Annotated in this window: 13 protein-coding genes; 5 read left to right on the top strand and 8 right to left on the bottom strand. The window is 43.3% G+C overall.

Going from position 1 to position 17,637, the window contains the following annotated elements; genetic code table 11:
* Positions 1–387 precede the first annotated feature (387 nt).
* The 3 genes from MICAI_RS09315 (at position 388) to MICAI_RS09305 (ending at position 4,050) form a co-directional block, all read left to right on the top strand.
* Complete coding sequence (locus tag MICAI_RS09315; RefSeq protein ID WP_008200836.1) at positions 388–1,776, top strand: aspartate aminotransferase family protein; 1,389 nt, start codon at positions 388–390, stop codon at positions 1,774–1,776.
* A 5-nt stretch (positions 1,777–1,781) separates the two neighbouring features.
* A complete protein-coding gene (locus MICAI_RS09310; RefSeq protein ID WP_008200834.1) occupies positions 1,782–2,879 on the top strand; it encodes a sulfotransferase family protein in 1,098 nt (365 codons plus the stop codon).
* A gap of 175 nt (positions 2,880–3,054) precedes the next feature.
* A complete protein-coding gene (locus MICAI_RS09305) occupies positions 3,055–4,050 on the top strand; it encodes a lysylphosphatidylglycerol synthase transmembrane domain-containing protein (RefSeq protein ID WP_008200831.1) in 996 nt (331 codons plus the stop codon).
* Positions 4,051–4,223: 173 nt separating this feature from the next.
* On the opposite strand, the gene kaiC is transcribed toward MICAI_RS09305, so the two are convergent.
* The 3 genes from kaiC to MICAI_RS09290 form a co-directional block, all read right to left on the bottom strand.
* On the bottom strand, positions 4,224–5,786 hold the full coding sequence (gene kaiC, locus MICAI_RS09300; protein WP_008200829.1) for a circadian clock protein KaiC: 1,563 nt from the start codon (positions 5,784–5,786) through the stop codon (positions 4,224–4,226).
* Between the two features lie 193 nt (positions 5,787–5,979).
* Positions 5,980–6,294, bottom strand: a complete 315-nt coding sequence (gene kaiB, locus MICAI_RS09295; protein ID WP_002733742.1) for a circadian clock protein KaiB — start codon at positions 6,292–6,294, stop codon at positions 5,980–5,982.
* Positions 6,295–6,875: 581 nt separating this feature from the next.
* The gene (locus MICAI_RS09290) at positions 6,876–7,805 is read right to left on the bottom strand and encodes a circadian clock protein KaiA (protein ID WP_008200823.1); all 930 of its coding nucleotides are present in this window, start codon (positions 7,803–7,805) and stop codon (positions 6,876–6,878) included.
* Between the two features lie 276 nt (positions 7,806–8,081).
* Here MICAI_RS09290 and MICAI_RS09285 point away from each other — a divergent pair, with 276 nt between their 5' ends.
* Positions 8,082–10,424 (top strand): ATP-binding response regulator, encoded by a 2,343-nt coding sequence (locus MICAI_RS09285; RefSeq protein WP_008200820.1) that lies wholly within the window; start codon positions 8,082–8,084, stop codon positions 10,422–10,424.
* A gap of 97 nt (positions 10,425–10,521) precedes the next feature.
* Positions 10,522–11,505: a methyltransferase domain-containing protein gene (locus MICAI_RS09280; RefSeq protein WP_008200819.1), complete on the top strand. Its 984-nt coding sequence runs from the start codon at positions 10,522–10,524 to the stop codon at positions 11,503–11,505.
* 122 nt (positions 11,506–11,627) lie between these two features.
* Here MICAI_RS09280 and MICAI_RS09275 read toward each other — a convergent pair whose 3' ends face one another.
* The 5 genes from MICAI_RS09275 to thrS all read right to left on the bottom strand — a co-directional run bounded on the left by MICAI_RS09275 (position 11,628) and on the right by thrS (position 17,385).
* Positions 11,628–12,326 (bottom strand): metallophosphoesterase family protein, encoded by a 699-nt coding sequence (locus tag MICAI_RS09275; RefSeq protein WP_002735860.1) that lies wholly within the window; start codon positions 12,324–12,326, stop codon positions 11,628–11,630.
* A gap of 21 nt (positions 12,327–12,347) precedes the next feature.
* Positions 12,348–13,157, bottom strand: a complete 810-nt coding sequence (locus MICAI_RS09270; protein ID WP_008200816.1) for a metallophosphoesterase family protein — start codon at positions 13,155–13,157, stop codon at positions 12,348–12,350.
* Complete coding sequence (locus MICAI_RS09265) at positions 13,157–13,936, bottom strand: hypothetical protein (RefSeq protein ID WP_008200814.1); 780 nt, start codon at positions 13,934–13,936, stop codon at positions 13,157–13,159. Before MICAI_RS09265 ends, MICAI_RS09270 begins: the two co-directional genes overlap by 1 nt.
* Before the next feature lie 446 nt (positions 13,937–14,382).
* Positions 14,383–15,414 carry a CobW family GTP-binding protein gene (locus MICAI_RS09260; RefSeq protein ID WP_008200812.1) on the bottom strand — a complete coding sequence of 344 codons (1,032 nt, stop codon included), beginning with the start codon at positions 15,412–15,414 and terminating at the stop codon, positions 14,383–14,385.
* 114 nt (positions 15,415–15,528) lie between these two features.
* The gene (gene thrS / locus MICAI_RS09255; RefSeq protein ID WP_008200810.1) at positions 15,529–17,385 is read right to left on the bottom strand and encodes a threonine--tRNA ligase; all 1,857 of its coding nucleotides are present in this window, start codon (positions 17,383–17,385) and stop codon (positions 15,529–15,531) included.
* Between the last annotated feature and the right edge of the window lie 252 nt (positions 17,386–17,637).

Genomic DNA, 17,637 nt, shown 5'->3' with positions numbered 1-17,637 from the left:
CCTCAGTTATCAGTTATCAGTAATCAGTTATCAGTTATCAGTAATCAGTAATCAGTTATCAGTAATCAGTAATCAGTTATCAGTTATAAGTTATCAGTTATAAGTTATCAGTTATAAGTTATCAGTTTACTGATATTACATTTTGGGCGCACGCGATGCGCGCCAACCATATAAAAACTGACTAACAAATTATCTAAAAGTCGCTTGAACCTTTAGCCAACAAGAGTTAATTAGTTTCATTATCCTAGATAAGTTTTTAAATACTTGACAAAATATATCAAATAATTTATAATATTAGATAGCCAAAAATCATGATAATGTGCTGTCAACATAATCGGTTTTGAGGTGTTTGAAAAAATATTTTTTCAGTCATCAAATCTGGAATTTATGAGCATTTTAGAACTGATAGAAAAAAGACTAGAAGAAAACTTTGCCCTCCACGAACAATACCTAAACCCCCAGATGGTTAGGGTACTAAAAACGATCGGCTATGATCGCCACTACGTTAAAGCCGAAGGTCCGTACCTCTTCGACAATCAGGGGGACAAGTATCTGGACTTACTGAGTGGTTTTGGTGTTTTCGCTCTCGGACGCAATCACCCCAAGATCGTGCAAGCTTTACAAGAGGTATTGACGGCAGCATTGCCCAATTTAGTCCAATTGGATGCTTCTATCCTAGCGGGATTGCTGGCGGAACGGTTAGCAGCGATCGCACCAACTGGATTAGAACGAGTTTTCTTTGCTAATTCTGGCACGGAAACTGTCGAGGCCGCCATTAAATTCAGCCGCTACGCCACCGGACGCAGCCAAATTGTTTACTGTCAGGGAGGCTACCACGGGTTGACCATGGGTTCCCTTTCCGCCACCGGCGATCCCCATTATCGCCAGGGATTTGGGCCGTTTGTGGCCGATTTTAAGGAAATACCCTTCGGCGATCTGGCCGCGCTCGAAAAAGCTCTAATTAACCAAGAAGTAGCGGCTTTTATTACCGAACCGATCCAAGGTCACGGGGTGAGAATTCCCGAACCGAACTATCTCCCCGCGGCCGCGGACCTTTGTCGTCGTTACGGCACTCTTTTTGTGGCCGATGAAGTGCAGACCGGTTTAGGCCGGACTGGCAAAATTTGGGCTGTGGAACATTGGGGGGTAGAACCGGACATTTTATGTGTTGCCAAGGCTCTTTCGGGTGGTTTTGTGCCAGTGGGAGCGGTTCTCTGTCGTCGCTGGATCTTCGATCGAGTATTCGATCGCATGGATCGTTCTGTGGTTCACGGTAGCACTTTTGGTAAAAATAATCTGGCCATGGCCGCCGGTATTGCCACTTTACAGGTGATTGAAGAGGAAAAATTAGTCGAGCGATCGGCCGTAATCGGTCAACAAATTATCGCAGAACTACGGCCCCTGGTAGATCAGTACGAATGTTTGCAGGAAGTGCGGGGATTGGGTATGATGATCGCCTTGGAATTTGCCGAGCCGAGCAGTTGGTCACTAAAAGCCGCCTGGAAAATGCTAGAAACCGCCAATAAAGGGCTATTTTCCCAGTTAATCGTCGTTCCCCTCTTTACCCGCCATCAAATCCTCTCCCAAGTTTCCGGCCACGGCATGAATATCATCAAGTTTATCCCCCCCCTCACCCTCTCCGATGAGGATTGCCGTTGGCTGATCACCGCCGTTAAAGATGTGGTCGCTGATGCACACCGCTTCCCAGGGGCCACTTGGGAATTCGGTAAAACCTTGGCCAGCCAAGCTATACGCCAAAAAACCGCCAAAAAATAGTTAATATGTCTAGTTTGTTTCATCCCCTCTGCGGTAGTAACCTTAGCACTCTCCTTCATTTATTTTTGACCAATGGCGGCATCGATCGCCCCAATTTGGCCCCGGCAACCCTGGCCCTGGCAGTTACCCTGGCGCGACTGCCTTTTTCTACCCTAGAACGAATTTTAATGACAGGGTTTTATGAGCGCCGCGTGCAGGTAAAAGCACCCATTTTTATTGTCGGCTATTGGCGCAGCGGCACGACCCATCTCCACAATTTACTCGGTCAATCGGAGCATTTTGGCTATATTTCGCCCCTAGCGGTGGGATTACCCTGGGATATCCTCGGTATCGTCCGCTTATTTCAACCGCTGCTAGAATTGGCCCTACCAAGCGATCGCCATGTGGATAACGTTGCCGTTACTCCCGATTCCCCCCAAGAAGACTCGATCGCCCTGGCCAGCATGATCCCCCTTTCCTACTACCATGGTTTATACTTTCCCCAACGTTTTCAGTATCATTTCCAGCGAGGGGTTTTTTTTCAAGGCTGCAGCGAGAAAGAAATCGCCAATTGGCAACGTTGGCATACTCATCTATTAAAAAAAGTTTCCATCCATCAAAAAGGCAAACAATTACTACTTAAAAACCCCGTTTATACGGCACACATCGCCAGATTGCGAGCTATCTGGCCCGATGCTAAATTTATTCATATCTACCGCAATCCCTATCTAGTTTTTCCCTCAACCCGTCACTTTTTTACCCGCATCCTACCGGAACTAGCACTACAATCCTACGATAATTTATCCACGGATGAAATCGAGCAGGTAATTCTGAAAAGTTATCCCCCAATGCTCAATTCTCTCCTGCGAGATAGTGCCGATTTACCCGCCGATAGTTTTGTAGAAATTCGTTTTGAAGATTTAGAAAAAGCTCCCCTAGCACAAATCGAGAAAATCTACGATCAACTGCAACTTCCCGACTTAAAAATATCTATGCCTCGCTTTGAGAAATATATCAGCAGTCTGCAAGGATATAAAAAAAATAATTATCCCCCAGATGCAAAAGCGATCGAGTTAGTCGAATCCCATTGGCTGCCATTTATTCAACGTTGGAACTATTTTTAGTTATCAGCTTTTTCAGTTATCAGTTATCAGTTATCAGTTATCAGTTATCAGTTATCAGTTACCAGTTACCAGTTATCAGTTATCAGTTATCAGTTATCAGTTATCAGTTATCAGTTATCAGTTATCAGTTATAAGTTATCAGTCATAATTCATAATTCATAATTCATAATTTAGTATGAAATATCTTAAATTTATTTTTCTGGGTTTAGGTTTTGTTTTACTAGGGGTAATTTTGCGCCAAACAAATCTACAAGAAGTTTGGCAACAAATCACCCTAGTCGGTTGGTGGGGAATGACATTAATAATTATTTTTTACTTCCTAGAATTCCTCACCGATGTTTTTACTTGGCAACTAACTTTTAAAAGTATTCCTATCCAACCTCGATGGACAATTCGCCTATTATTAATTTACATGGTAGGGGCAGCCTTTAATCGCGTGACTCCTTTCGCTTCTTTGGGAGGAGAAGGTTTTAAAGCAGTGATGTTAAAAACTCACTATCAGATTAGCTATAAAGAAACCAGTGCCTCGATTATTCTGACAAAAACGTTAAATACTGCTTCCCTTGTCTTCTTTGCAATTATCGGTTTTTTTCTGCTCCTAGCTTCTCCAAAATTTTCTAATTCTTTTAAAACTTTTACTGGATTAAGTCTTGCTATATTCTCCAGTTGTATCCTGATATTTTTCTTGATTCAGCGATTCCGTTTATCCTCCCGAATAGTTAATCGATTAGGTCATTCTTTTTTAGGCGATCGCCTAGCTAAACCTTTAGAAAATCTTCGCAGTGTCGATGATCGTTTAGGGGAATTTTACCGGAATCTGCCCCTATTTAGAAATGGCTTGATCGTCGGTTTTCTCAATTGGCCCCTCGGAGTTTTAGAAATCTATGTTTTAATGCAATTTCTCCAACATCCGATCACTTTTGCCGATGCTTGGTTATTTGATTCTGTCGCTCAATTGGTGCGCGCTGGAACCTTTTTTATTCCCGCTAATATCGGTACTTTAGAAGGCTCTTTAGTGCTGCTGGGTGCTTCCTTAACCGGTAGTCTAGAATTAGGTTTAGCGATTTCTGTAATTCGCCGGGTTAAAGATATTCTCTGGATTATATTAGGTTTGTTGATCTGGTGGTTATTTTCCTTAAGACCGACTTTACCCGATCGCTCTTCAAAATAATCTCCATCAGTCAACTCCCGGCTCTTCTAGGTTCTCTGTGATAAGTTTAACTTACATAGGATCGATCGATCTTTGTGTCCTCTGTGTCTCTGTGGTTCCTTCCACTCCCTCGCCAGCGGTACTGTATCTTAGAATACATTTTACCCACCAAATCCAAGAGAGCCAACTCCCGATTATTCATCCTGTAATTTTTCGCGTACATTGCGAACAATCCGCGATAATTCAGTCTTTTCATCGACGCTAATTTTAGTTGGGGAACCACTAATAATCCGCTCGTAATTGCGGAAAGAATCCTTGATATCCGCCCCGTCCTGACTGATAGTATATTCACGAATCCCTTTATCGTGCCAAGAACCGCGCATCTTAAAGACGTTAATCGCTCGCGACATTTCGCCGCGAATTTCCACATATTGCAACATTAAAATCGTGTCGGTAATCGTAGAAATATGGGATTCGGTGATCGAGTGCGCTCCCATAAATTGGTCGGTGGTATTGGTGAAAAATCCTGTAATTTCCTCCTGTTTGGCGTATCCTGTCACCCCGATCACAAATTGCCGAAAAGCATTATTTGTCACCCCGCGCGCGAGTGCCGATAGAGAATCAATAGCAATACGAGAGGGTTTAAATTCCGAGATTTCCGACTTAATCATCTGTAAATGGTCTTCTAATCCCGCCGATTCGGGGTAAGAACACAACAATTTTAATAATCCCTTGCGTTCCATCTCCTCAAAATCGATCCCCCAAGAAGAGGCATTTCGGGACAATTGGGCGCGAGATTCTTCATAAGCGAACAAAATCGCTCGCTCACCGCGCCGACATCCTTCTTCCAGAAATTTACTGACTAGGAGAGTTTTACCCGTACCGGTTGCTCCTGTGGCCAAAATAATCGAATCCTTGAAAAAACCGCCTCCACACATATCATCGAGGGTTTTTACTCCCGAAGAAATGCGGACATTAGAAGAGCGCTGAGTTAAACGCATGGCTCCGAGGGGGAAGATATTAATGCCATCATTGGTGATAGTAAAGGGATATTCCCCCTTCATGTGGGTTGTTCCCCGTAATTTGAGGATTTCCGCGGTTCTGCGTCGCCTTTCTCCCTCTAGCACGTTCCGCATAATTACCACATTATCAGAGACAAATTCCTCTACACCAAAACGGGCCACCGCTCCGTATTCTTCGATACGTTCCGTGGTCATAATTGAAGTCACTTCTAATAATTTTAACCGGGCCACGAGCCGAAAAATTTCTCGCCGCACCACTGACACCGCTTCGTACTGCTGAAAAACAGCAGTTACAGAGTCAACCGATACCAGTTTGGCTTTATATTTAGTAATTGCGTATTGAATGCGCTCGATTAGGGCCGAAAGATCAAAACTACCCACCACCTCTTGACCTTCTGGATCCGGGGAAGCATCGAGAATAAATAATTTACCCTGGTCAATTAATTCTTCTAAATCCCAACCAAAACTATAGGCATTTTGGATAATATCGGTGGGAGATTCTTCAAAAGTAACAAACAGGCCCGGATAGTCAAAATACTTGATCCCATGGTAGAGAAATTGCACAGCAAGCAGGGTTTTTCCCGTGCCAGAAGTGCCACTAACTAAGGTAGTTCTCCCCATGGGTAAACCACCGTGAGTGATCTCATCAAAACCTTCAATTAGGGTTCTAATTTTGCGAACACCTTTCGGTTTAATCGGTGGATTTGGTTGGCTATTAGAGTTAGATTGAGTCATTATTTATCCAGCGAGTATTTAAAGAGTAGGATTTTTATCTAATTTTTCCACAGAAACATATCGGGACTGACTAGACACTTTACACTATCTCGATTGCCATTGACTCTTGACTTTCCCATAGACGTACTAGATTACGCCCCGATCATTTCTCCTTCAATAAATATAACCCGTCTAATCACCTATTGCCGAAGGCCTAGCTATCATTTTCTCGTTCACGAATTTCCTCGTACAGTAAGTCTAAACCGATCAGAACCTTCTCTCGATCGGACAAATCACCGATAATTTTCCGCACCGGGGGAGGGAGGACCTTCGCGAGGGTAGGAGTGGCGAGAATCTTGTCTTCCTCCGCTAGTTGCGGGTTTTTCAGCACGTCAATCACCTTGAGCGCATAAACTCCCTGAAATTCCTCTTCTAGGATATTTTTCAGGGTTTTTAAGGCTCGCACGGAGTTGGGGGTGTTCCCGGCGACGTACAGTTTTAAAACATAGGTTTTTTTAAAGACGCTCATAGGTTAGGATCAAAGGGGCTGGGGATATGAGTTCATCGCTATTTGTCTGGGATATTTTAGTCTATTCCCAATATTGACACTCCCATCGCACTCAAGCGCGGGATTCTTAGTTCAACGAGTCCACTTAAATTAGATGCCTTGCGTTATCCAACCCAGAGGTGGTTCTCTCCCTAAGCGTTACTTTTCGTATGCCCTACGATAGTTGTATTTCTACAAAGTTTGCTTGAATTGAAACGTTAGCTTCAAATACTGCTTTGTCTAGTTCCTGCAAAGATTTTACCTACTCACAGGTGAGAAACTAGAACTATTGAGTAGAACCCTATATCTTTGATTGTCAAGGTGCAGATAGCGTAGTGGTTAGACTACAGGGGTTTTTAGAGCGGTTGATTACCCTATCCGCTATACTCATATAGTAGCTATTTGGCCTGAGTAGGTCAAGACCCTTAAAAGAAGAAGTTATTCGAGATTTTTTCAGGATACTGGACACTTATTTTTAATCGTGCTTCGTGTCACTGAGCCTGTGGAAGTGCTGTTTTATATTGGCTGGGGTTTCATCCCGTCGCACTAAGTGCTTCGGGTCTTCACCCCGACATTTGAGATAAATCATCAGGGATATCCTCGCGAGGTATGGAACGACGGTACATTTCCCCTAGATGAGCCAGGATATCAATGAGAGCGAGACGATAATCTAGGAGAATTTCCTCGCTTCTGCCTTCCAATTTTAATTGTTGGGAAAATTCATCCATTAACTCCATGTGAATTTCCAGAATTTGCGACACGGAGAGATCGGTAAAAAAGACATTATTAACCAACTCGTCGATCGCTTGATTAATCGGATAATCCTGTTGGAAGTAATTTAAAATAATCTCCCGATAATCTGCTCTTACTTCCCGCAGTAATTCTTTTTTTTCCTCCGGGGCAAGATTGCGATAAAATAGCTGCGGGTTGCGTTTGTAGTAAACACCTAAATAGCCGAGTCTTTCTTTTAATTTTTCTGCTAAACGGCGCTGTTGTAGGAGGAGAAAACTGTGATTATTGGCCACTGGATTCGGTTGGTTAACAATCGTAGTCCGCTCGGAAAAAGAGCAGTTAGGAGCTAAATGGAGAAATCGAGCGATCGCTTGGTCGATTACCGAGGTGATGCTGTCTAATTCCTTGACGGTAATTTGTAATTCGGCACTATGATAGAGACAGGTGGGAGAGTCATTCGTTCCGGCAGTGATGTTTTTGTCAGCGACAATGATCACTACTGGCAGTAAAACCCCCGCTTCGTAGAGTTGATTAAAAGTCGGCTGTAGGGAAGGATGAAAGACCACCAGCAAACAATCGATTTTTTCCTTCTGTGCCTCGATATTAGCCAGTAATTCGCTAGAAGAGGACCCTAGGGTTAGATTATAGCGTTCATTAGCCAATAAAGCCGTCAAAGAATTAACCAGCCCTGGGGGTGAACTCACTCCCGTCAAGGGTGAGTCCGTTGGGACAAAAGCATAAATAGTCAGTCTCGGAGGCAACGTTTTCTCACCCGCAAGGTAGATAGAAAATAACAAATTATAGGTTAGGCTGTCTCTGTTGAGAAGACAACCCCCTCGCCATCAGATCGGAGAAGTTAAAGTTAACTTGGCTTTTTGGCAGTGGGTATTGTAGTTAATTGTAATCAATCGAGTGGTCCTCTAGATGAGCGAGCGTCATAATCAAGGTAAATTCGAGTTCTAGGACGACTAATAGTTTGGCCATCAGTTTGTTAATTATGCCCTAAAGTTACCGCCACCGCCCACCCAATTATCCCCATGCCTAGCGTTACCCTCAGTCTCCATCACTTTAATCAATCCGTCACTGCCTGTGAATTAATTGTTGATACGGCCAGTCTTTTAGATTTAATTAATACGGGCAATCCAGAAGCGATCGTGGTGGTGGATGAGCGGTATTGTCCCCTAGGACTGATTGAGAGTCAAGCCCTGATCGCTTACCTCCTCTATCAACAACAGCACCCCGAAACCAGAAACCCCTCCTGCAACTGTCTGGATCTGAGCGGTTGGCTGCGTCCGATTATCCCTCTGAACTCGCGCATGGCCGTCAGTGAGTTTCTGGCAAACCTGAGGGGAGAAGCGATCGCATTGGTTCCTATTTTAGTGGATGCTCAGGGTAAACTGTTAGGGCGCTTAGACACGGGCAAACTACTGCAATTTTGTCTCGGGCGCTCGATTCTCGATGATCCCTCTCCGCAGCTCCGCATCAGCGATCGCAATTTCTCCCACCGCGGAGATCGTCCTCTGGAATTTTTGGAACAATTACCGCTGCCGCTGCTGCTCTACAGTCCAGAAGCGGGAATTTTATACCAAAATCAGGCTTGGTGCCAACAAATCGGGGCAGCTTTCCCCACTCAACCCTTAACTCCCCAATCCCCCACCCCCCCCCTGTTCCCCCAGCGTCTGGAAACGCTGACATCGGGTTTAACCAAGACTTGGCGCCTGTTGTCCGCGCCGTTAAATTGGACAGGTCATTATCCCTTGATCGAGAAAACTTCGGGACTGTGGTTACTATTAGCCACCGATATCACGGAACAACAGCAATATTGTCGGGAATTAGCGGTTAAAAATGCCGATTTAGTCCATTTAAATCGTCTTAAGGATGAATTTCTCGCCTGTGTCAGCCATGAGTTTAAATCGCCCCTCACCGCCGTTATCGGTCTCTCCAATCTGCTGCGGGAACAAAAAATCGGTGAACTTAACCCCCGACAGTCCAAATATGCCGATTTAATCTATCGCAGCGGTCGCCAGTTGATGGCTTTAGTTAATGATCTCCTCGATTTAACCCGCCTAGAGACAGGACAACTAAAATTAACTTTAGCTAGAGTCAAAATCGATCGCCTCTGTCAACGGGTGTACGATATCATCGTCGATAAATATCCCCAACGTCTTGATCTCCCCAACAGCTATCGTCTTGACATCGAATCGGGGTTAGATTATGTCCTGGCCGATGAAGCCCGTTTACAACAGATGTTAGTGCATTTGTTAGATAATGCGGTAAAATTCACCATTGACGGCGGTAATTTGGGCATTAAAGTCAATCGTTGGGAAAATTGGCTGGCTTTTACCGTCTGGGATACGGGGATCGGTATTCCGGAAGAATCCCAGCATCTGATTTTTCAGAAATTCCAACAGCTAGAAAGTCCTTTCACCCGTCAATTTGAGGGTGCGGGTTTAGGTTTAGTCCTCAGCCAAAAATTAGCACGCTGTCACGGCGGTGATCTATCTTTTGTCTCCAAGGACCGGGAAGGCAGTCAATTCACTTTACTGCTGCCGGTTCATCCCCAAGGAACAGAAGAGGAACAATCGACCCCCCAACGTCTGGTGTTAGTGGTGGAAGCTAATCCCCAAGTTATCGAACAGTTTGTCGATCGCTTAAGTGAATTGGGATTAAAAGCCATTATCGCCCGTAGCGGGACCGAAGCGATCGAAAAAGCCCGTCAGTTAAAACCCCGTTGTGTTTTTCTCAATCCCAATCTACCCCTCTTGTCCGGTTGGGATGTGTTAACGCTGCTCAAATCCCATCCCCAAACCCAAGATATAAAAGTTATTGTCACCGCCGCCGATTGCGAGCGCAACCGCAGTCAACAGCAAGGGGCCGATAGTTTTCTGGTTCCGCCAATCACTTCGGCAGCTCTGCAAGCTTGCCTAAATCTGACCGTTTCCCCCGTTCCTAGCCGAAAACGGCGCACTGCTCCGACTCTGCTGCGTTTGCACGGTCATTATGCCCCTAATTTCTCCGATTTATCTTCCTTTAGCTGGATTTGGAATAATCAATTAGTTCGGGAGAATTATCGTTTTATTGAGGCCGATAGTTGCGAACAGGCGGAACTTTTAGCCACTGTCTGGGAGGTGGACGCTATCTTAATCGATAGTTCGATCGCAGAAGATTTATACTCTTATCTGCAAACCTTGAGCGAGTCGCAAACCCTAGCTAATTTACCCCTAGTCACCCTTGATGTGGCTGTCACCGAGGTGGCCAATCAAATCCCCGGTTTAGCCGTTTTTCCCTGTTTGGCCCCCCCGACGGAAAACCGCATCGAACAGCTATTAAAGGTAATTGAGACTGCTGATCTGGCTTTTTCTGGCCACCAAGAGGGGTAAAGGGGGACTGATAATTAGACCTCAGCCCGCAGAACCTCAAGGTTGTATAATCTTTAAGAGTTATTAAGCTTTGTATCAGTTTGCCCAGCAGCATTTAATGAATATACTTTTGCTGACATCATCTTTAGGTTTACTCCTAGCGATCGCTATCGTCGTCTATTTTGTTTCCTCTCGCAAGTACCAATCGTCGGACTCGGTGGCCAATTCCTACGACCAATGGACCGAAGACGGGATTTTAGAATATTATTGGGGCGAACACATCCATTTAGGTCACTACGGTTCCCCACCAGAAAAAAAAGACTTTCTACAGGCAAAAGCTGACTTTGTGGCGGAAATGGTCTCTTGGGGAGGTTTGGATAAACTACCCACCGGTGCCACTCTCCTCGATGTCGGTTGTGGTATTGGTGGCAGCAGTCGCATTCTGGCCCGCGACTACGGATTTGCCGTTACCGGTGTCACCATTAGTCCCAAACAAGTGGCACGGGCCAAAGAACTAACACCCCCAGATGTAAATGCTCGCTTTTTGGTCGATGATGCCATGGCCCTTTCTTTTCCCGACGAGAGTTTTGATGTGGTCTGGTCAATCGAAGCCGGTCCCCATATGCCGGACAAAGCCGTTTTTGCTCAGGAATTACTGCGAGTTCTTAAGCCGGGGGGAGTCCTAGTGGTAGCGGACTGGAATCAGCGAGATGACCGTCAAAAACCGCTCAATTTCTGGGAAAGTCCTGTAATGCGCCAACTTTTGGATCAGTGGTCCCACCCCGCTTTTGCCAGTATCGAAGGTTTTGCCGAACAGTTAGCGGCCACGGGATTGGTAGATGGGGAAGTGATGACTGCTGACTGGACAAAAGCCACTCTACCCTCTTGGATTGATACCATTTGGCAAGGGGTGATTCGTCCCCAAGGTTGGTGGCAATTTGGTCTAACTGGGTTGGTTAAATCTGTCCGAGAAGTGCCGACAATTCTGCTGATGCGTTTGGCCTTTGGTACGGGTTTATGTCGTTTTGGGATGTTCCACGCTGTTCGCGCTCAATCCCATCTGCAAGCAAGTCAGCAAGAGTCTCTTACCTCAGTTATCTAGCTGGTTATAATTAAATTGAAGATAAATCCCCCCTTGATCCCCCTTGATAAGGGGGGTGTCTGATAATTTTTAACACCTACCTACTTAAATTAATCTTTAATATTTAATTAATCTCTGAAAGATTAATAAGGTACGGTTCTAAACTCCACGCAATTATTACTAGGATTATAGAGAGTGTAAACTGCTTTATTTAATTCTTTGCCAACGCTACCAACCCCAATTAAACGCTTATCTTGAATCGTCAAAGTTTGACTTGGTTGCCGTTTATCTAAAGTAGTAACAGTGCTAGTTAAATTAGCGGACTGTAAAGAATAATCAAAAACTTTTCCTGAACGACCACAAAATAGATTATTAACTCCCACCCGTTGCAGTCGATCTAAAATTTGCCATGGGGGAGTATCGGGGGTTAATTCTTCACTAACACTGACACTACTGCCATGAATTAATAAACAATCCAACTCGACAAAACCAAAATCGAGATTTCGTAACCATTGCACCGTTTCTAAAGAAACTGCGTCCCAGAGTTGTTTAGTGCTATCAATTCCATGTTTATCGATTAATTCCGTCGGTTCTCCTGTTGCTCCTAAACTGTGTAAAATTAAACATTGTTCTTCCCACCATCCCCGACAAACCTGCGGATATAAGTTATTTTTAGTGGGATAACGTATTTGTTCTACCAGCATTTCACTATCGGGATTAACACCGATAAAATCTCCTAAAATATATAAATTTTCTACAGTAACTGACCGTTGCTGAATATCTTCCAAGACCGCTTGATAGGCTGGTAAATTGCCTTGAATACCGCTTAAAATTGCCCACATAATTTCTTGATTTATCACAAATTAACGTTCGCAAACATGAGTCGGATCATCGGCTTTTTCCGCATATTCTAGACCCTTAGCCAATCGCCAAGCGAAAATAGGAGGTAAACCCGATGCTAAAATAGCCTGACAGGTTTCCTGATAGTTATAGGCCACTTCTCGCAGTTGTACCGCTGCCGTTTCTCGATCGTAAATCACATAGGTGGCATTTGGACGACCGTGACGTGGTTCTCCCACCGATCCCACGTTGATGATACGTTTAACCGGTGTGGTAAATTGCCGCGACTGTTCCCCATCGGGTTGATAAACTTTTATTTGCAAGCTTCCCGCGTCGAGAGTGCGAATGTAGGGGATGTGGGTATGTCCACAGAATAAAACCTCTGTATCTACCGATAAAACCCGTTCTAAAGCCGTAAAAGCGTCCATTTCGGCTAAAAGGTACTCATGGTTACTTTGGGGACTACCATGAACAAAACAGAGGTTATCTAGCTTAAAAATTTCGGGCAGTTTTGACAAATAATTACGGTTTTCTGGGGTGATTATTTGATTTGTCCACTCATGAGCTAATCTACCGCGTTTTTCTGCTAAAAGCGACGGATAACTGCACTCACAGGCATTTAATCCCTCAACGATATCCTCATCCCAACACCCTTGTACTGTAGTAATCCCCAGTTGACGGATTTTTTCCACCACTTGGTTAGGATGGGGTCCATACCCAACTAAATCCCCTAAACAGTAGATTTCTTGACAACCCTGTTGGTCTAAATCTTGCAAAACAGCATTAAAAGCGGGCATATTGCCATGAATACAGGATAAAACGGCTATTTTCATCAGATTAACTCCATTTCTGGCTCTAAAGATTCTTGAAATTGTTGTTGATAATAAAAAAGTGCCTCATCGGACAGACAACAATCACTCAGGGTATCGGCAATTATCGGTTTATCGAGATTGCGACCGACGATTTCAATCCCACTGAAGCGATTCGGTCTCCCATCGACATTTAAGGGGAAATTTAAGCTTTGAAAGTCTTTTTCTGGCCATTCATCCATAAATTCCCCATAAATACACTGACCGTCGATGATATCGAAGATACTTTTGACCCGCAGCACTTCCCCATAGGCTCCTTGGGTTAATTCTGTCCAAAAGGTGGTTAAACTGGAAAAATCGAGGATTTCTCCCGTTAAAACGGCTCTATAAATCTGTATTTCCCGTTTTTTTAACCATTGATCACCTTTTATGGTTGTTTTGACGGGACTGATGACTATTTCATCGACGGGAACTTGTCCTTCGGGGATTTCTTCGTCTGGAGACGTAATCGCTACCCGATGACAATTGAGGGGTTTTAGAAAGCTTTCGAGGGATTGCGTGTCTAAATGCCATGGTACTTCCATATAGACCCTGTTTTTCATGGATAAACTGCTCAAAAGGTCTTCTTCTTCCCTAGAAATAGAGGACAACTGGGGAAAGTCACTCTGTAAAGTGAGGTGATCAATGGGAAAAGTTTCCGTCTGGGGACTAAAATATAGACTTGGCTGCTTGCTTTGGGCGATTTGTTGGCGAATCCAATGGGTTTTTCCCGCAGCTATACCCCCCGTCACCACGATAATCATTTTGCTCCTTCTTTATTGTGGTAATGATAATCATTCTAGCATAAGTTAGATTGGGGCAAGTAATCTTTCTTAACCAATCCTCTAGACTTAGCAAGGTTATTTTGGGAAAAATTGGCGGTCTCTTGGGATATTAATCATGGTTATGGCTCTTTTCTCTAGGATACCATTGGCTTTGTCCATCGGGTAAATCAACTAAGATAATTCCCCTCGTTTTTAATTGTTCCCTTAATTGAGCGCCGCTTCCGTAAAGTGCAAGGGTTTGCGATAATGAGCTTGGAGAACAAAGAGACGTAAAACCATGAGATCGAGGGTTCGTTAAATTTTAAAGTTTTTATCCATAAATTATTCATAAGTAGCTGGTTTTAATTAAATTAAAAATCGATTTTAGGTTCGATCCCCCCTTAGTCCCCCCTTAATAAGGGGGGGTGTCTGAAAACTTTTAACACCTACCTACTTAGTTTGTGCTTTTTAATTTTTTGAGAACTAGCCAAGCATTCGTTTAGTTGTGTCAAGATTTCCTCTTTATTTAAATTTCTGCCGATAAAAACTAACTGATTATTAGGAGATGTATCCCATTCTACCGCTTGCAGATCATAACGAAGACCGCTCAATTGAAAAATATGTTTTAAATCGCTTTGTTGAAACCAGAGAATCCCTTTTGCTCGAAAAACATTTATCGGCATTTTTTCCGTGAGAAAAGGTTCAAATTTATCTAAATTAAATGGTTTATCGCTAACAAAGGAGACAAAATTAAAGTCTTCAGGAGATTGATTATCACTGGAGATTGGGCGATTTTTTTGAAAGTCTCTCAACTGGACTTTATACAATTCTTCTTTAGTTAAACCTAGATCTAACAATAAACCCAAAGGAACCTGACCATAACTACTTTTTAGGAGTCTTATACCCTCTTTTTCTCGACGAATAAACTTTTCTAAATCATCTAATTTTTTGGGACTGACTCGATCTATTTTATTGAGAATTACCACGTCACCATAACGAATTTGACTAAGGGCAATATTACTATCAAAATGATCGGCAGTAAAGGTTTCAGAATCCACGAGGGTAATAATAGAATCTAAGCGAGTCAGATATTTTAATTCCGTGGCCAGGAAAGTGAGGATAATTGGCAAAGGATCGGCTAATCCTGTGGTTTCAATGATTAGATAGTCCACGGGTATTTCTTTTTCTAAGACCTGATAGACTGTCTCAATTAAACTATCATTAATCGTACAACAAATACAGCCATTACTCAATTCTACCATATCTTCATCGATGGAGACAAGCAATTGAGAATCAATATTAATATCCCCAAACTCATTGACTAATACGGCAACTTTTAACCCTTCTTTATTGTCAAGAATATGATTTAGTAAGGTGGTTTTTCCACTCCCTAAAAAACCAGTAATGATCGTCACAGGCATTCCCGATTTAGGCAAGCAAGGGAGGGAATCGGAGAGAGGAATTATCAAAGAACTCATGGCAGCTAACCCACTTTTAAGTTAATTAATTGGCAGAAAATAGGCTTTTCTCAACCCTGTTAAATTCGCCTGGAAGGGATCAATATCCACTATTTGCTGGTTGATACAAAAGCTTCAGAGATTAGTTTTAGATAGGATCGCCGTTTGCATTTTTTCTAATAAATCTGCCAGCGTCATCGAACCTAAATCACCCCCTTGTCGAGTGCGAACACTTAGAGTTTCACTGCTAATTTCTCGTTTTCCAATCACAGCTAAGACAGGGATTTTTTCTAGTTCTCCTGTACGAATTTGTTTACCTAAACGCTCACCACTTTTATCGATTTCCACTCGATAACCAGCTTGTTTTAACTGCATTGCTACCTCTAAAGCATAATGCTGCTGTTCATCACTAACGGGTAATAAACGGACTTGAATAGGTGCTAACCAGAGAGGAAAATCTCCCGCATAATTCTCGATTAAAATACCAAAAAATCTTTCCAAAGAGCCAAAAATAGCTCGATGAATCATAATCGGTCTTTCGCGAGTACCATCCCTAGCGACATATTGCATATCAAAGCGTTCTGGCAAGTTAAAATCGACCTGAATCGTGGAACATTGCCACATTCTACCGATCGCATCTTGAATTTTTATATCAATTTTGGGACCATAAAAAGCCCCACCTCCCTGATCCTCAATATAATCCCACTTTTTAGCATTTAAGGCCTCAATTAAAGCTGCGGTTGCCAATTCCCAAACACTATCACTACCCACGGATTTACTGGGACGAGTCGATAAATTTACCTCATAATTAGTAAAGCCAAAATCGGAGAGAATTTTCTCGGTTAAGTTCAAAACTCCTAGAATCTCTGCGGCAATTTGTTCTGGTAAACAGAAAATATGAGCATCATCTTGGGTAAAACCTCGCACCCGCATTAATCCGTGTAAAACCCCCGATCGCTCGTAACGATAAACTGTGCCTAATTCTGCCCATCTGAGGGGAAATTCTCGATAGGAATGCAGGTCATTTTGATAGGTTAAAACATGAAAAGGACAATTCATCGGCTTAATTTGATAGCTTTGCTGTTCTAACTCGATCGCCTCAAACATATTGTCGCGATAAAAGTCCCAATGTCCAGAAGTTTTCCACAGATCTAAATTAGCTAGATGGGGAGTATAAAGAAATTGATAACCCGCTTCTAAATGAGCTTGGCGCCAATAATCTTCGATTAAATAACGCATTGTTGCACCCCGGGGATGCCAAAAAACTAAGCCGCCACCCGCATCTTCTTGGATGCTAAATAATTTTAATTGTTGTCCCAATTTGCGATGATCTCGTCGCTGCGCTTCTTCTTTTTGTTGGAGATAATTTTGTAATTCTGCGGGGGTTTGCCAAGCTGTGCCGTAAATTCGCTGTAATTGCGGCTGTTTTTCATCTCCTTGCCAATAAGCACCCGCTACACTCTCCAATGCGAAAGCATCTGGGTTAATTTCCCCCGTCGAGTTGAGATGGGGTCCCGCACACAGATCCCACCAAAATTCTTCCGGGGGAGAAACAGCGCCATCAATTAACGAGGGTTCTCGATCGCTCCGTCCTGCGTCCGGACTACCGATAAAATAACGGGTAATGGTTTCATCTGGGGGAATTCTCTCTAAAATTAACTTTTTGTAGGGTTGATTAAGGCGCTCGATTTCTGCGGCAATTTCGCTTCTTTCCAGCACTTCTCGGATAATTGGCAGGTTTTTCCCGATAATTCGCCCCATTTCTGCCGCTATTTTCTCCAAATCTTCGGGGGTAAAGGGTGTTGGGCGATCGAAATCGTAGTAGAATCCCGTTTCTGTCCAGGGACCAATAGCGACTTTGGTTTCAGGAAAGAGAGTTTGTACAGCCATCGCTAAGACATGGGCGCAAGTATGGCGTATTTTTACGATTTTTTGCGAATCTTCCTCGATAACGGGGCTTTCTGCTCGGGGGGACTTAATTTGATTGACCATTGCCAGTTAAAGTGATAATGATTATCATTTTAGCAAAGGAGGGCTGATGTCTGAGAGAAAAATGCGCTCAAATCCTCTAGCGGCAAGCTCAACGATAATTAATTTTTGAGAGTTCAAAAATGAGAAAAATAGGCATAAAATCTCTAAATAGAGAATTTAATTGATTAAAGCTCATTTTTGATTCTCCTGACGACCGAATACTGGCTACTTACTCCTCACATAAGGGAAGATTTTTGAATTTGACAAGAGGTC

Source organism: Microcystis sp. T1-4 (assembly GCF_000297435.1).
In the GTDB taxonomy this organism is placed as follows: Bacteria; Cyanobacteriota; Cyanobacteriia; order Cyanobacteriales; family Microcystaceae; genus Microcystis.
Note: the sequence above shows the minus strand (reverse complement) of the source record. Positions and strands in the feature narration are given on the sequence as shown.

Excerpts from the sequence above, each read along its gene's own strand:
- kaiC (WP_008200829.1), bottom strand. The coding sequence starts at position 5,786 with ATGACTCAATCTAACTCTAATAGCCAACCAAATCCACCGATTAAACCG.
- thrS (WP_008200810.1), bottom strand. The coding sequence starts at position 17,385 with ATGGTCAATCAAATTAAGTCCCCCCGAGCAGAAAGCCCCGTTATCGAG.
- MICAI_RS09270 (WP_008200816.1), bottom strand. The coding sequence starts at position 13,157 with ATGAAAATAGCCGTTTTATCCTGTATTCATGGCAATATGCCCGCTTTT.
- MICAI_RS09310 (WP_008200834.1), top strand. The coding sequence starts at position 1,782 with ATGTCTAGTTTGTTTCATCCCCTCTGCGGTAGTAACCTTAGCACTCTC.
- MICAI_RS09315 (WP_008200836.1), top strand. The coding sequence starts at position 388 with ATGAGCATTTTAGAACTGATAGAAAAAAGACTAGAAGAAAACTTTGCC.
- MICAI_RS09280 (WP_008200819.1), top strand. The coding sequence starts at position 10,522 with ATGAATATACTTTTGCTGACATCATCTTTAGGTTTACTCCTAGCGATC.
- MICAI_RS09305 (WP_008200831.1), top strand. The coding sequence starts at position 3,055 with ATGAAATATCTTAAATTTATTTTTCTGGGTTTAGGTTTTGTTTTACTA.
- MICAI_RS09285 (WP_008200820.1), top strand. The coding sequence starts at position 8,082 with ATGCCTAGCGTTACCCTCAGTCTCCATCACTTTAATCAATCCGTCACT.
- kaiB (WP_002733742.1), bottom strand. The coding sequence starts at position 6,294 with ATGAGCGTCTTTAAAAAAACCTATGTTTTAAAACTGTACGTCGCCGGG.
- MICAI_RS09265 (WP_008200814.1), bottom strand. The coding sequence starts at position 13,936 with ATGATTATCGTGGTGACGGGGGGTATAGCTGCGGGAAAAACCCATTGG.
- MICAI_RS09275 (WP_002735860.1), bottom strand. The coding sequence starts at position 12,326 with ATGTGGGCAATTTTAAGCGGTATTCAAGGCAATTTACCAGCCTATCAA.
- MICAI_RS09260 (WP_008200812.1), bottom strand. The coding sequence starts at position 15,414 with ATGAGTTCTTTGATAATTCCTCTCTCCGATTCCCTCCCTTGCTTGCCT.